The organism is Massilia varians (assembly GCF_027923905.1).
Lineage (GTDB): Bacteria > Pseudomonadota > Gammaproteobacteria > Burkholderiales > Burkholderiaceae_D > Telluria > Telluria varians_B.
On record NZ_AP026966.1, the window covers coordinates 4,844,224 to 4,858,505 of the forward strand.

The 14,282-nt window shown below is 65.1% G+C and carries 9 protein-coding genes and 1 tRNA gene; 5 read left to right on the top strand and 5 right to left on the bottom strand.

What is annotated here, in order from left to right; genetic code table 11:
- Window positions 1-24 precede the first annotated feature (24 nt).
- Window positions 25-786 carry a 2OG-Fe dioxygenase family protein gene (locus MasN3_RS21870; protein WP_281910201.1) on the top strand — a complete coding sequence of 254 codons (762 nt, stop codon included), beginning with the start codon at window positions 25-27 and terminating at the stop codon, window positions 784-786.
- A 317-nt stretch (window positions 787-1,103) separates the two neighbouring features.
- Here MasN3_RS21870 and MasN3_RS21875 read toward each other — a convergent pair whose 3' ends face one another.
- A complete protein-coding gene (locus tag MasN3_RS21875; RefSeq protein ID WP_281910202.1) occupies window positions 1,104-2,093 on the bottom strand; it encodes a DUF1800 family protein in 990 nt (329 codons plus the stop codon).
- A 121-nt stretch (window positions 2,094-2,214) separates the two neighbouring features.
- Here MasN3_RS21875 and MasN3_RS21880 point away from each other — a divergent pair, with 121 nt between their 5' ends.
- Window positions 2,215-3,399, top strand: a complete 1,185-nt coding sequence (locus MasN3_RS21880; RefSeq protein ID WP_281910203.1) for an efflux RND transporter periplasmic adaptor subunit — start codon at window positions 2,215-2,217, stop codon at window positions 3,397-3,399.
- 13 nt (window positions 3,400-3,412) lie between these two features.
- Complete coding sequence (locus tag MasN3_RS21885) at window positions 3,413-6,535, top strand: efflux RND transporter permease subunit (protein WP_281910204.1); 3,123 nt, start codon at window positions 3,413-3,415, stop codon at window positions 6,533-6,535.
- A gap of 112 nt (window positions 6,536-6,647) precedes the next feature.
- On the opposite strand, the gene MasN3_RS21890 is transcribed toward MasN3_RS21885, so the two are convergent.
- Window positions 6,648-7,499, bottom strand: coding sequence for a DUF883 family protein (locus MasN3_RS21890; RefSeq protein ID WP_281910205.1), 852 nt, complete (start codon window positions 7,497-7,499; stop codon window positions 6,648-6,650).
- Between the two features lie 692 nt (window positions 7,500-8,191).
- Here MasN3_RS21890 and MasN3_RS21895 point away from each other — a divergent pair.
- On the top strand, window positions 8,192-9,253 hold the full coding sequence (locus MasN3_RS21895) for an acyltransferase family protein (protein ID WP_281910206.1): 1,062 nt from the start codon (window positions 8,192-8,194) through the stop codon (window positions 9,251-9,253).
- 119 nt (window positions 9,254-9,372) lie between these two features.
- Here the strand turns inward: MasN3_RS21895 and MasN3_RS21900 are convergent.
- From MasN3_RS21900 to pepN, 3 genes are all read right to left on the bottom strand, one after another.
- Window positions 9,373-9,448: transfer RNA gene (locus MasN3_RS21900), tRNA-Thr, on the bottom strand.
- 139 nt (window positions 9,449-9,587) lie between these two features.
- Window positions 9,588-10,589: a class 1 fructose-bisphosphatase gene (locus tag MasN3_RS21905; RefSeq protein WP_281910207.1), complete on the bottom strand. Its 1,002-nt coding sequence runs from the start codon at window positions 10,587-10,589 to the stop codon at window positions 9,588-9,590.
- A 159-nt stretch (window positions 10,590-10,748) separates the two neighbouring features.
- The gene (gene pepN, locus MasN3_RS21910; RefSeq protein ID WP_281910209.1) at window positions 10,749-13,394 is read right to left on the bottom strand and encodes an aminopeptidase N; all 2,646 of its coding nucleotides are present in this window, start codon (window positions 13,392-13,394) and stop codon (window positions 10,749-10,751) included.
- A 195-nt stretch (window positions 13,395-13,589) separates the two neighbouring features.
- Here pepN and MasN3_RS21915 point away from each other — a divergent pair, with 195 nt between their 5' ends.
- Window positions 13,590-14,255 (top strand): DUF4136 domain-containing protein, encoded by a 666-nt coding sequence (locus tag MasN3_RS21915; RefSeq protein ID WP_281910210.1) that lies wholly within the window; start codon window positions 13,590-13,592, stop codon window positions 14,253-14,255.
- The last annotated feature ends 27 nt before the right edge of the window (window positions 14,256-14,282 follow it).

The window sequence follows — 14,282 nt, forward strand, 5'->3', positions numbered from 1 at the left end:
GGGGAAACCTGCTACGCTATCCGGATGACCACATCTGAACTACCCTACAACGCTCCGTCGCAGCTGGCGGAAGCCATTCGCAGCGAGGGCTATGCCCTGCTGCGTCCGCAAGACGTCGCGCGCCTGGCCGGCTGCTCGCTCGAGGAGCTGCAGTCGCTGGTGCCGAGCTGGGACCGGCTCGAGCTCGACAACTACCTCAAGGACGGCGGCCGCTACCGGCGCCGCCGCCATTCCTGCTTCATCGACGAGAGCGACGACAGCGGCCACGCCCTGGTGCAGGTGCCGCACCGGCCGCATTGGCAGCCGGTCGAGTACAACGCCCTGCACGGCGGCATGCACCGTCTGTTCGCGCCGATCGAGACCGCCACCATCGCGAACCCGGCCTGGAGCCGCCTGCTGCGGGCGCTGGGCGACGTCTGCTCCAGCGTGCGCGGGCACCAGACCTGGTATGTGGAGGCGCACCAGTTCCGCATCGACACCGCCGACGGCATCGGCCGTCCGACACCGGAAGGCGCGCACCGCGACGGCGTCGATTTCGTCGCCGTCATCCTGATCAGCCGTACCGGCATCAAGGGCGGGGAAACCCGGGTATTCGAGGCGGACGGCCCGGCGGGCAAGCGTTTCACGATGCTGGAACCATGGACCCTGCTGCTGCTCGACGATGCCGCCGTCATCCATGAGTCGACGCCGATCCAGCCGCTGGGCGAGCATGGGCACCGCGATACCCTGGTGCTGACCTGGCGCGCGGGCGCTTTCCAGGGCGCTGATGTCGCCCAAACGGATTGAATGCACCAAGAGCGTCCAACAAAACCCTCAGGGCAAGGCGCATCGTCGAAGACAGTACTCTAGTACGGCGAGACGATGCAACGCCGCCATGAGGGGAATTGTTGGACGCTCTAAAAAAAAAGCGCCCGCGAACCTTGCGGCTGGCGGGCGATAATCCAATTTTCGGAGAAAACTGGAGGAGACAGTTCCAATATACTCCGCTTTATTGTGCAGTGCAATACCGTAGAACTACGTAATCAAAATTCGACGGGAAGCGTTTCCAGAAACAGACACGTTCACGGCGTTTTGTTGCACTGCGCAATAATCGCTTCCTGGCATCAATACCGTAGAAAATCGCGGCTCTGCAGCAGTTCCCGCAAACCCTGGGCGTGCGCCGGGTGGCTGCGCGCCGCCGCCATCGCGGCAGCGGAAGGCGTCGGCGCCGCCATCAGCACCGGCCCCGGCTGGGCTAGCGTTCCCAGCGGCGCCTCGCCTGCGGCGCCGGCACGCAGCGGCGGCGCCGACGAGGCGTATTCGTACGGCTCCACGGACGCCGTCAGCGCCAGCCTTCCGGCGGCCAGGCGCTCCACGAATTCGGCGCGCTGCGCATCCGGCAGCGGACCGTCAGCAAAGGCCACCAGCGGCGCAAGCTTGTCCACCGCCAGGCCGGATGCCCGGACTGCCGAGACCACGAAGCGGAACCCATCTTTTTCCTTGCTGCGCCACTGCGAGGGCGCCAGGAATTCCGGGCTGGTCAAGAGCTGGCGCAGCACGGCGCGCTGCTCGCCTCCCGTGGCCTCCCACACCCGCCACACCGACGCTTGCAGACTGGCGGAGGGCGCGGAGACGAAATGCCGCACCAGCGCCCCCATCGCGGAGCGTTCGCCATGCCGGCCGCGCGCATGCTGGTCGAGCGCCGCGCGCAGATCGGCATAGCGGCCCAGCACGTGCGGACGGAGCAGCGCCTCTGCGGCCTCTTCTTTCTTGAAGTAGTCGAGCCAGAAACGCACCAGCACTTGTTCCAGCTGGCGCGGGCTGGCGATGGCGCGCAGCAAGGCCGCTTCCGGCCCCGGCAGCGTGCGCAGGCGCGCTTCCAGGCGCGGCGGCATCGGCGGCGGCGCCAGCTGGCTGTCCACCCAGCCCTGCGCACCGAGTGCGCGCACCCGCGCCACCTCGCCCGGCGCCGGGCCGTAGCCCAGGCGGTTCAGCAGGTGCTGCGCGAGCCCGGCCTCGATCGGGGCGAGCGGCTGCGCATGGGCCGGTCCACCCACGGACAAGAGCAGACAACACAGGATGGCGAGGAAGCGCATTCCGACTTTATATACCAACAGGGGGCTCCTTGCTGCGCCGTTTGGTAAATGTTTGTAAGCTTGGCGGCATACGAATCAGCCCGCACCGCATTGCAATTTTGCTACACTTAACAGCTTGAACCAAAGCCGATTGAAGAAGATGCCAACCCTCCGCCGCCTGCCCCAGACCATCCCCGTTCCACTGCTGGCCATCGCCGCCGCAACGCTCTGTTTTGCCCTCGCGCTGGCCGTGCCGAAGCGCGCCACCGCCAAGGACGACAAGCCGGCCGCGCCGACGCCGGCGCTCACGGTGACCACTGGCCAGCCGTCCACCACCACCCTGCCGGTGGGATTGACCGCCAACGGCAGCGTCGCCGCCTGGCAGGAAGCCGTGATCGGCAGCGAATCGAATGGCCTGCGCCTGAGTGAAGTGCGGGTGAACGTCGGCGACGTCGTCAAGAAGGGCGAGACCCTGGCGGTATTCGCCAGCGAGACCGTGCGCGCCGACGTCGACCAGGCGCGCGCCGCGCTGCAGGAAGCCCAGGCCAACGCCAGCGCCGCCAAGGCGGACGCGGACCGGGCGCGCGCCCTGCGCAGCTCGGGCGCGCTGAGCGAACAGCAAGTCACCCAGCTCCTGACCGCCGAGCGCACCGCCGCCGCGCGCGTGAGCGCCGCCCGGGCCACGCTGGCCCAGCAGGAGCTGCGCCTGCGCCAGGCCACCGTGGTCGCGCCGGACAGCGGCATCATCTCGGCGCGCAGCGCCACCGTCGGCGCCGTCACGGGCCCGGGCACGGAGCTGTTCCGCATGATCCGCCAAGGCCGCCTCGAATGGCGCGCCGAAGTCACCTCGAACGACCTGGGCCGCATCAAGCCGGGCATGCGCGCCGCGGTGCGCGCCGCCAGCGGCAGCGAGATCGTCGGCAAGGTGCGCACCGTGGCGCCGACCGTCGACCCGCAGACCCGGCTGGCGCTGGTCTACGTCGACCTGCCGCCTTCGCTCTCCGCCAATGCGCCGCTCAAGGCCGGCATGTTCGCCAGCGGCCGCTTCGAACTGGGCGCCACCAGCGCCCTCACCGTGCCGCAGCAGGCCCTCGCAGTGCGCGACGGATTCAGCTACGTGTTCCGCCTCAACCAGGACAGCCGCGTGAGCCAGCTGAAGGTCAGCACCGGCCGCCGCCTGGGCGACCGCATCGAGATCGTGGGCGGGCTGGCGGCCGGGACCCCGATCGTCATCAGCGGCGCCGGTTTCCTGAATGACGGCGATCTGGTGCGCAATGTGCCGCCACCGGCCGCGCCGGCCAAGGCTGCGCCGGCCCCGGCGCCGCGCCAGACCGCGGCACGCTGAACGGAGCATCCTCATGAACTTTTCCGCTCTATCGATCCGCAATCCGATCCCGGCGATCATGCTGTTCGTCCTGCTCACGGTGGCAGGGCTGCTGGCCTTCAAGGCCAGCAAGATCCAGGACTTCCCGGACATCGAACTGCCGATCGTGACCGTCGCCGCCACGCTGGACGGCGCGGCGCCGGCCCAGCTCGAGACCGAGGTGGCGCGCAAGATCGAGGATTCGGTCGCCACCCTGCAGGGCGTCAAGAACATCTATACCAAGGTGCTGGACGGCGTGGCCACCGTCACCATCGAGTTCATTCTCGAAAAGGACCTGTCCGACGCGGTCAATGACGTGCGCGATGCGGTGGCGCGGGTGCGCGCCGACCTGCCGGCCGAGATGCGCGAGCCGAGCGTGACCAAGGCGGCCACCGCCGGGCGCGTGGTCGCCACCTACAGCGTCGAGCGCAGCAAGAGCGCCGGCAGCGCCATGGACGACCAGGAACTGAGCTGGTTCGTCGACAACGACGTGGCCAAGCGCCTGCTGAGCGTGCCGGGCCTGGGCGCGGTCAAGCGGGTGGGCGGCGTTACCCGCGAAGTGCGCGTCGAACTCGACGACCAGCGCATGGCGGCGCTGCGGGTGTCGGCCTTGGACGTGTCGCGCCAGCTGCGCAACGTCCAGAGGGAAAGCCCGGGCGGCCGCGGCGACGTCAACGGCGCCGAACAGTCGGTGCGCACCATCGCCACCGTGCACTCGGCCCAGGAACTGGCGCAGATGGACATCCCGCTGCCGGACGGCCGCCACGTGAAGCTCGCGCAGGTCGCCACCGTCACCGACACGGTGGCCGAGCCGCGTGCGATCGCCCTGCAGGACGGCCGCAAGGTGGTCGGCTTCGAGGTGTTCCGCACCCGCGGCGCGGGCGAAGTGGACGTGGCCGAAGGCGCGCGCGCCGCGGTGGCCCAGCTGCAGAAGGAAAACCCGAGCGTGGTGCTGCGCGAGGTGATCGACAACTCGGGACCGGTGCAGGAAAACTTCGACGCCTCGATGGAGATGCTGTACGAGGGCGCGGTGCTGGCGGTGCTGGTGGTGTGGTGGTTCCTGCGCGACTGGCGCGCCACCCTGGTGGCCGCGGCTGCGCTGCCGCTGTCGGTCATCCCGGCCTTCCTCGGCCAGTACCTGTTCGGCTACACCCTCAACATGGTGACCCTGCTGTCGCTGGCGCTCGTGATCGGCGTGCTGGTGGACGATGCGATCGTCGAGATCGAGAACATCTCGCGCCACCTGCGCATGGGGAAGACCCCGATGCAGGCGGCGCTGGAAGCGGCCGACGAGATCGGGATGGCGGTGATCGCCACCACCTTCGCCCTGGTCGCGGTGTTCCTGCCGACCGCCTTCATGGGCGGCATTCCCGGTAAATTCTTCAAGCAGTTCGGCTGGACCGCGGTGATCGCGATCCTGGCCTCGCTGGTCGTGGCGCGCCTGCTCACGCCGATGATGGCCGCCTATATCCTCAAGCCGTCCAAGCAGCACGGCGAAGAAAAGGACGGCCCGCTGATGCGGCGCTACATGGCCGCCATGCAGTGGTGCCTGCGCCACCGCATGACGACCGCGATTGCCGCCGCCGTGTTCTTCCTGTGCTCGATCGCGCTGGTGCCGCTGCTGCCGACCGGCTTCGTGCCGCCGGCCGACCGCTCGCAGACCATGGTGACGGTCGAACTGCCGCCCGGCTCGACCCTGGCCGAAACCTATGCCGTGGCCGAACAGGCGCGCCTGGCGGCGATGCAGGTCGAGGGCGTCAAGGGCGTCTTCAGCTCGATCGGCGGCGGCTCCAGCGGCGACGCCTTCGCCCCGGGCGCGGCGGCGGAAGCGCGGCGCGCGGTATTGACGGTGACCACCGTCGACCGCCACGACCGCGACGTCGGACTGTCCGAGCTCGAGCGCGCACTGCGCGTCAGGATGGCGCAGATCCCGGGCGCGCGTTTCAACGTCGGCGCCCCCGACACCGGCACCAAGCTGCAGCTGGTGCTGCGCAGCGAAGACCCGGAGCTCCTGACCACGGCCGCGCGCCAGGCCGAGCGCGAACTGCGCACCCTGAAGGGCATCGGCAACGTCAGTTCCAGCGCCTCGCTGGTGCGGCCCGAGATCATCGTGCGCCCGGACTTCGCGCGCGCCGCCGACCTGGGCGTGACCGCCGCCGCCATCGGCGAGACGGTGCGTGTGGCCACCGCCGGCGACTACGACATCTCGCTGTCCAAGATGAACCTGGACGAGCGCCAGGTGCCGATCCGCGTCAAGCTGCCCGACGCGGTACGCGCCGACCTCGACGCGCTGGGCCGCCTGACCGTGCCCGGCGCGCGCGGACCGGTGCTGCTGGCCAACGTGGCCACCATCACGGTGGAAAGCGGCCCGGCCGAGATCAACCGCCTGAACCGCACCCGCAACGTCACGCTCGACGTCGAGCTGCAGGGCCGCTCGCTGGGCGAGGTCAATGCCGAGGCGCGTGCTCTGCCGGTGTTCCAGAAGCTGCCGCCGGGCGTGCAGATCGCGGAACTGGGCGACGCCCAGGAAATGCAGGCGCTGTTCGCCAGCTTTGGCGTGGCGATGCTGATCGGGGTGCTGTGCATCTATGGCGTGCTGGTGCTGCTGTTTAACGACTTCATGCAGCCGGTGACGATCCTGGCGGCGCTGCCGCTGTCGATCGGCGGCGCCTTCGTGGCCCTGCTGCTCACCCAGAACGCGCTGTCGATGCCGACCATGATCGGCCTGATCATGCTGATGGGGATCGTGACCAAGAACTCGATCCTGCTGGTGGACTATGCGATCCTGGCGCGCGAAGCGGGCATGAACCGCTTCGATGCCCTGGTCGACGCCTGCCACAAGCGTTCGCGCCCGATCGTGATGACCACCATCGCCATGGGCGCCGGCATGATGCCGCTGGCCCTGGGCCTGTCGGGCGACCCGAGCTTCCGCTCGCCGATGGCGATCGCGGTGATCGGCGGCCTGATCACCTCGACCCTGCTGAGCCTGCTGGTGGTGCCGGCGGTGTTCACCTATGTGGACGACTTCGAGCACTTCATGAAGCGCCAGGCGGGACGGATGCGGCGCAAGCAGGTGGCGCCGCCCGTGAAAGCGCCGGCATCGGATCCGGTGAAGTAGGCGTTATCTATACCGCAGGGTGGGCGTCATAACCGCTCACCCTGTGAAGCCCAAACAAAAACCCCGGCCGGGATCGCGCCCGCCGGGGTTTTTCATTGACGGCTTGCGCCGATCAATCGCGATAGTAGCGGTATTCGCGACGCTCGGTGGTGTCGCTGCTGCTCAGCAGCTTGGCCAGCAGGAAGCCGACGCCAGCCGCGACCAGCAGGGCGGTGCCCGGGTTGGTCTTGACGTACTCGGTGCTCTTGGTCGAGTAGTTCTGGTAGGTCTCGCCCAGCTGGCCCTTGCGCTGGCCCAGGCTTTCCGAAGCGCCGCTCAGCATGCCGCTCAGGCGATCGACGCCGGCGTGTGCGGTGCTGACCAGGCGGTCGACCAGGGGCTGCGCGCCTTGTGCGAGCTGGTCGATTTTCTCGTGCGCCTTGTCCGGGGTGATGTTGGACATTGCAGCCTTGATGCCGCCCTGCGACTGGTCGCCGCCCGAGGTCGAACCCGACGATTGTGCGCTGGCGCCGCCCATGCTGCCGCTGCTGCCAGCGGTGGTGCCGGCGCTGCTGCCGGTGGTGCTGCCGCTCGAGCCCAGGGCGCTGTTGCCGCCGGTCGAGCTGCCCAGGCTGCCGCTGCTGCCGGCTGCGCTCGAACCCTGCGAGCCGCTCTGCTGGCTGTTGGAGCTGGAGCTGGAGCTGGAGCTGGAGCTGCCCAGGTTGCCCGAGCTCTGCGAGCCGCTCTGCATGCTGCTCGCGTTGCTGGTGCCGCCGATGGCGCCGCTGCTGCTGCCGGTGGCCGGCTTGGCGCTGCTTGGCGAGGCGTTGGTGCTGCCGAGGCTGCCCGACGAACCGTTCTGGCTGCTGCCCGAAGCGCTGCTACCCTGGTTCAGGCCGGAAGTCTGGCTTTTACCAATGCTCGAACCTGCACCCTCGCGGCTTGCGTCGCTGCCTTTTCCCTCGGTAGGTTTCTGATTATCCATGATGTATCCCTCGTAAAAATGTAGACCAACGCGATTAGACCGATACCCGACTATCACCACATTCTTCCTCGATTCCGCCTCCAACGGCGCGAGGGACGACGATTGACTGCGCTATCTCAAGACAGAACTTTGTTTCTTGCTCCAGCCCCATTCTCACGAATCGAGACCCGAAGCCAACGCAAAAGTTCCGCTGTCAGTGCAGACGTCCTCGTCGCTGCGTGAGCGGTCGCCTGTGGCGGTCCGAAAACGCGCGCAGTATCGGACACTGCGTCGCGATACAAAAAATACAACAGCCGTGCTTCCCGGACCGTGCGCTGACTAACAGAGCCGTGCCATCCACCCGGACGATGCCCTGCCTTAGCAGATGCTTTCTATCCACCTCACCTACCACACAATGTAATACGCGTAATAATTTTCATTTGTTCGAGAGCACGTATGCGAAATAAATACATGTTTGCTGTTGTCGGAAAAACCATGGACGGAAGGCCATGAATGGCTGACAGCGCTGACAGACTTGGACGGAAACCGAGCGCTGCGGGTAAGGTCGCAGTGCATTGGCACCCGATCTGCTGAGCCCTACTGCCGCACCAGCGACCTCGCGAAAATTGTATTTACCTTTTTACAATTGATCTGATTCAATCAAAACTGTTAAGTTATCGATTCGGCAGAAATGTAATCGTGCACAGAAATTTATGGCAACGCAGAAAATTGTTTTTGAGCGTATCGCACTGTTGCGGTACCTTATGATCGTAGGCATCGTAGTTTTACATACTCCTCCATACGTTCCCGTCTCCGAGATCGGTTCCGGTGCCTTCGACTTCGTCAAGGCCTTGTTCCAGAACGCTGCGTTCCGCGCTACCGTGCCGGTACTGACCCTCATTTCCGGCTACCTGCTGTTTCGGTCCGGACTCGATCGGCACTGGGGGCAGTTGATGAAGAAAAAGACACGAACCATTCTCGTGCCTTTTCTTGCTTTTAATCTGATTGTGCTCGCTGGCGCCTTCGGAGCTCAACACTACTTCGGGTTGAGCATGGCTTATCAGTTAGTGCCCTTCGATTTATCGACCTGGATGAATGCTGCTTTCAGCATCGAGCGATCGCCAATCAACTATCCGCTTCATTTTCTTCGCGACCTGTTCGTTCTCATGGCGCTGTCACCCTTGTTTGGATTCGTTTTGCGCAGCACCCGGCCATGGATTGGACTCGTTGCTATTACCATTATTTCTATGAACAACCTGGATGGCATCCTGGTCTTGCGCACTACGATGCCAATCATGTTTTACCTCGGCGGCATGGCAGCGACGCGTCAATGGAATCTGTTGGCGCTGGACCGGTATGCCCTCCCTTGTCTTGGCCTCTTCCTCGCATTATGCGTGTGCCTGGTTTATTTCCAAATAGCCAACACCTTGTATTTCCGTTATCTGGCGCCTTTCCTCATCTGGCCTGCGGCTTCGCTGCTCCAGCATACGGAGATGGGCCGCTGGCTACAGTCTCAAAGCAAAACCAGCTTCTTCATTTTTCTGGCCCATGCGCCCCTCCTGCTAATGGTGTCGATGGCATTCGACAAGCTCGGCAGCAACATCCCTTATCCGCTCAAGTGGATTACGATACCGGTTGTCACCGTCACCATACTGGCCCTGCTTTACCACGCGCTTATGCGTCTGTGCCCGCGCTTGTTCTCACCCCTGATCGGAGGCAAGCCACCAGAGCGTGAGACGCCTCCGGTGAGCGTTCCTGCGCGCATTTCGTACTAGTCTGCAATGGGTACCATTGCGCTTTCGCCTCCATTCAGCCGCATGCTTGGCTTGGAGTGATGAGACAAGGGCAGCAAAAAGCAAAAGGGCCACCCTGACGGGTGGCCCTTTTGCTTTTTTGGTGCCGCTGACCGGAATCGAACTGGTGACCTTCGCATTACGAATGCGCTGCTCTACCGACTGAGCTACAGCGGCGAAACCTGGCTCTCACCTGATGCCATCCGGCGGAAAGCCGGACTGGTGAAAGAACCATATTTTAGCAAACAATGCGGCAAACTTGCTAGTGTGTATCGAAAGCCGCCGCATTTTTTACCGGATGGTCAAACTCTGCGCCTTACTCCGCGTGATAGCGGGTGACCAGTTCGACCTCGCTCTTCGAACCCAGGAACACCGGCACGCGCTGGTGCAGCTTGGTCGGCTGGATCTCCATGATGCGTCCCTTGCCGTCGGTGGCCATGCCGCCGGCCTGTTCGACGATCATGGCCATCGGGTTGGCTTCGTACATCAGGCGCAGCTTGCCCGGCGAAGACGGATCGCGCATGTCGGCCGGGTACATGAAGATGCCGCCGCGGTTCAGGATGCGGTGCACGTCGGCCACCATCGAGGCGATCCAGCGCATGTTGAAGTCCTTGCCGCGCGGGCCGGTGGAGCCGGCCAGCATCTCGTCCACGTAGCGCTGCACCGGCGGGTGCCAGTGGCGCTTGTTGGACATGTTGATCGCGAATTCCTTGGTGGTTTCCGGAATCTGCATGTCGCTCTGGGTCAGCACCCAGGAGCCCATTTCGCGGTCGAGGGTGAAGCACTGCACGCCGTTGCCGGTGGTGAGCACCAGCATGGTTTGCGGACCGTAGACGGCATAGCCGGCCGCGACCTGCTGGGTGCCCGGCTGCAGGAAGTCCTGCTCGGTCGGATCCTTCATGCCTTCCGGGGCCTTGAGCACCGAGAAGATGGTGCCGATCGAGACGTTGACGTCGATGTTGGACGAGCCGTCGAGCGGGTCGTACATCAGCAGGAACTCGCCCTTCGGGTAGCGGCTCGGAATCTGGCGGATGGTTTCCATCTCTTCCGACGCCATTGCCGCCAGGTGGCCACCCCACTCGTTCGCCTCGAGCAGGATCTCGTTCGAGATCACGTCGAGCTTCTTCTGCACCTCGCCCTGGATGTTCTCGGTTTCGGCGCTGCCCAGCACTTCGCCGAGCGCACCCTTGCTGACCGAATAGCTGATGCGCTTGCAGGCACGCGCCACGACCTCGATCAGGAGGCGCAGTTCGGCATTGATGGTCTGGTGGAGGCGCTGTTCCTCGACCAGGTACTGCGTCAGACTTACGCGTTTCATGGACTTCCTTTGGTTTGGTTTGGATTTCGTTGTTGTAGGGTGGACGGGGGAGAAGAGTCCAGTGGACTGTTCTCCCGTCCGCGCGTTCAGCTCACGCTTGCACTGCGGCTGCGCATGGACCGGTTGAACGCGCGGTCGGCGGAGCCGACCACCCTACGTTTAATTGGCGAGCGCCTTGGTGACGATCTCGCGCACGTCGTTCGACAGCCGCTGCTGCCCCGCCACCTGCTGCAGCGCCGTCTTCATGTGCTGCTGCAGTGCCGGGGTGTAGCGGCGCCAGCGGTCCATGGCGCGCGCCAGGCGCGCCGCGACCTGCGGGTTGAGCGCGTCGAGCAGGGTCACGTGCTCGGCCCAGAACAGGTAGCCGCTGCCGTTCGGCGCGTGGAACTCGACCGGGTTGCTCATGCAATAAGTCGCGACCAGGCTGCGCGCGCGGTTCGGGTTGCGCAGGTTGAAGGCCGGGTGGCGCATCAGCTCGCGTATCTTGGCGATGTCGGTGGTCGGCGCTGCGGCCTGCATGGCGAACCACTTGTCGACCACCAGCGCTTCGCCCTGGAACTCCTCGTAGAAGCGTTCCAGCTCGGCTTGCGCCTGGGGCGCCCGGGCATGGATCAGGGCGCTGAGGCTCGCCGCGCGGTCGGTCATGTTGTCGGCGTTCTGGCACTGGCGCAGCGCCAGCGCGATGGTCTCTTCGTCGGGCGCCGCGTTCAGGTAGGACAGCGCCAGGTTCTTGAGGGCGCGCTTGCCGGCGGACTGCGCATCCGGGCTGTAGGGACCGGGGGTCTGGTTGGCCTCGTACTGGGCCAGCAGTTCGCTGCGCAAGCGTGCGCCGATGTTGGCGCGCATGAACTGGCGCGCCATGTGCACGGCCAGCGGATCGACGGTGTCGAGCTGCTCGGCGATCATGGTTTCGGTCGGCAGCAGCAGCGCCTGCTCGCGGAAGGCCGGGTCGAGCGACTCGTCGGTCAGCATCCTGCGCATCGCCTCGATGAAGGTATCGTCCAGGCTCAGGCGGCTGGATACCGGCGCCTCGCCGGTGAGCTTGAGCAGGCGGCCCATCGCCAGGCGCTGCCCCGCCTCCCAGCGGTTGACCGGGTCGGCATCAAAGCTGAACAGGTGCAGCAGGTCGCTGTCGCTGTAGCCGTGCTGCAGGATCACCGGCGCCGAGAAGTCGCGCAGGACCGAGGGCACCGGCTGCTCCTTCACGTTCGAGAAGACGAAGGTCTGCTCGGCTTGCGTCAACTCGAGCACGGCGGTGGTGCCGCATTCCTCGCCATCGATCACCAGCGGCATGTCATTGCCCTCGCGGTCCAGCAGGCCGATCGCCACCGGGATGTGGAAAGGCTTTTTCTCCGGCTGGCCCGGGGTCGGCGGGCAGGACTGGTAGAAGGTGATGCCATAGGTTTGCGCCCCTTCGTCGTAGCACGCCTCGAAGCGCAGCTGCGGCGTGCCGGCCTGGTCGTACCAGCGCTCGAACTGGGTCAGGTCGCGGCCGTTGGCGTCGGCCATCGCCTGGCGGAAGTCGTCGCAGGTAACGGCCTGGCCGTCGTGGCGCTCGAAATACAGGTCCATGCCCTTGCGGAAGCCTTCCACGCCCAGCAGGGTCTGGTACATGCGCACCACTTCCGCCCCCTTCTCGTACACGGTGACGGTATAGAAATTGTTAATCTCTACAAACGAGTCGGGACGTACCGGGTGGGCCATCGGTCCGGCGTCCTCGGGGAACTGGGCCTGGCGCAGGGTATGCACCTGGTCGATGCGGGTGACCGCGCGGCCGGTGCTGGTTCCGATCATGTCGGCGGTGAATTCCTGGTCGCGGAATACCGTCAGGCCTTCCTTGAGCGAGAGCTGGAACCAGTCGCGGCAGGTGACGCGGTTGCCGGTCCAGTTGTGGAAGTACTCGTGCGCCACCACCGCCTCGATGCCCTGGAAATCGATGTCGGTGGCCACGCGCGGATTGGCCAGCACGAACTTGATGTTGAAGATGTTCAGGCCCTTGTTTTCCATCGCGCCCATGTTGAAGTCGCTGGTAGCGACGATCATGAAGCGGTCCAGGTCGAGTTCCAGCCCGTAGCGCTCCTCGTCCCAGCGGATGCTGTTCTTGAGCGACTGCATCGCGTAGTCGGTCTTGTCGAGGTTGCCCTCTTCGACCCACACCTGCAGCAGGGCGTCGCGGCCGTCGGCCAGGCGGAAGGTCTCTTCCTGGCAGACCAGGCGGGCGGCGACCAGCGCGAACAGGTAGGACGGCTTCTTGAATGGGTCTTCCCACTTGGCATAGTGGCGGCCGTCGCCCAGTTCGCCTTCTTCGAGCAGATTGCCGTTGGAGAGCAGCACCGGATAGCGTTCCTTGTCGGCGCGCAGCATGACCGTGTACTTGGCCATCACGTCCGGACGGTCCGGGAAATAGGTGATGCGGCGGAAGCCTTCCGCCTCGCACTGGGTGAAGAAGTTGCCGTTCGAGGTGTACAGGCCGCTCAGCGTGGTGTTCTGCTCCGGCACGCACACGGTCTCGATCTCGAGGGTGGCTTCTTCCGGCGCGTTCGGGATCGTGAGCAGGTTGCCGTTGATCGCGTAGTCGCGCTCTTCCAGCAGGCGGCCGTTCAGGCGCAGCGCCACCAGTTCGATGTCTTCTCCGTAGAGTTCGATCTCGCGCTGGGCGCTGTCGGGATTGCGGCGCACCGTCATCCGGTTGGCGACGACAGTACGGGCAGGGTCGAGGTCGAAGCCAAGCTCAACAGTTTCCACGAGGTAGCTCGGCGGGGTATAGTCACTCCGGTAAATCGTCAGGGGCGTATCGGTGCGCATAGGAAGTCCGCAAAAGGCAAGGGTTGTGGATCGTACTGAAGTGCTTATTCTACCAACAAGATTTCGGGGCACCCGCACCATACCCCGTGTATCGGAATGTGCACGCGGTAACTGCGTGTAAATAAATTGTCCGAGCTGCTGAACAGAAGATAATCTACAGGATAGGAAAAGTCCGAATTGATGAGGGAGATAGCAATGAAACGCCTGATGATCGCCGCCGGAGCCGCGCTCGCGCTGCTGCTGACCGGGTGCGCCACCACGATCCGCAGCGACGTCACCACCTTTCACCAGTGGCCGGCGCAGATCGAGGACAAGAGTTACGTGTTCGAGGCGCCGCCGGCCGCCGACGACACGCTGGAATACCGCGCCTACCAGGATCTGGTGCGCGGCCAGCTGGCGCGCCTGGGGTTCCGCGACGCTGTCGACAGCAAACCGGCGCTGACGGTGTCGATGCGCTTCTCCACCACCGAAGTGCCGGTGCGCGTGGTCGAGCCGATCACGCCTTTCGCCCACCCGTTCGCTTCGCCGTTCTACCGCCCCTACTACCACCCGGCGCGGCGTTTCGGCTACCGCGGCCTGCACCGGCCCTACTGGGGCGGCTTCTACACCAGCCCGTTCTACGATCCGTTCTGGAGCCCGGCCTACCAGGTCTCGATCGAGCACCGCTACCGCCGCGAACTGCAGGTCGGGATCAAGTCGGCCAGCGACGGCAAGCGCCTGTTCGACGTCACCGTGCACAACACCAGCCGCGAGCTGTCGACCCCGGCGCTGATGCCGGCGCTGGTGCAGAGCGCCTTCGAAGGCTTCCCGGGGCCGTCGGGCGTGGCGCGCAGGGTGGAGCTGAAGCAGCAGAACGGCTAGCAGACTGTGGACGGCTTCGCCGTCCAC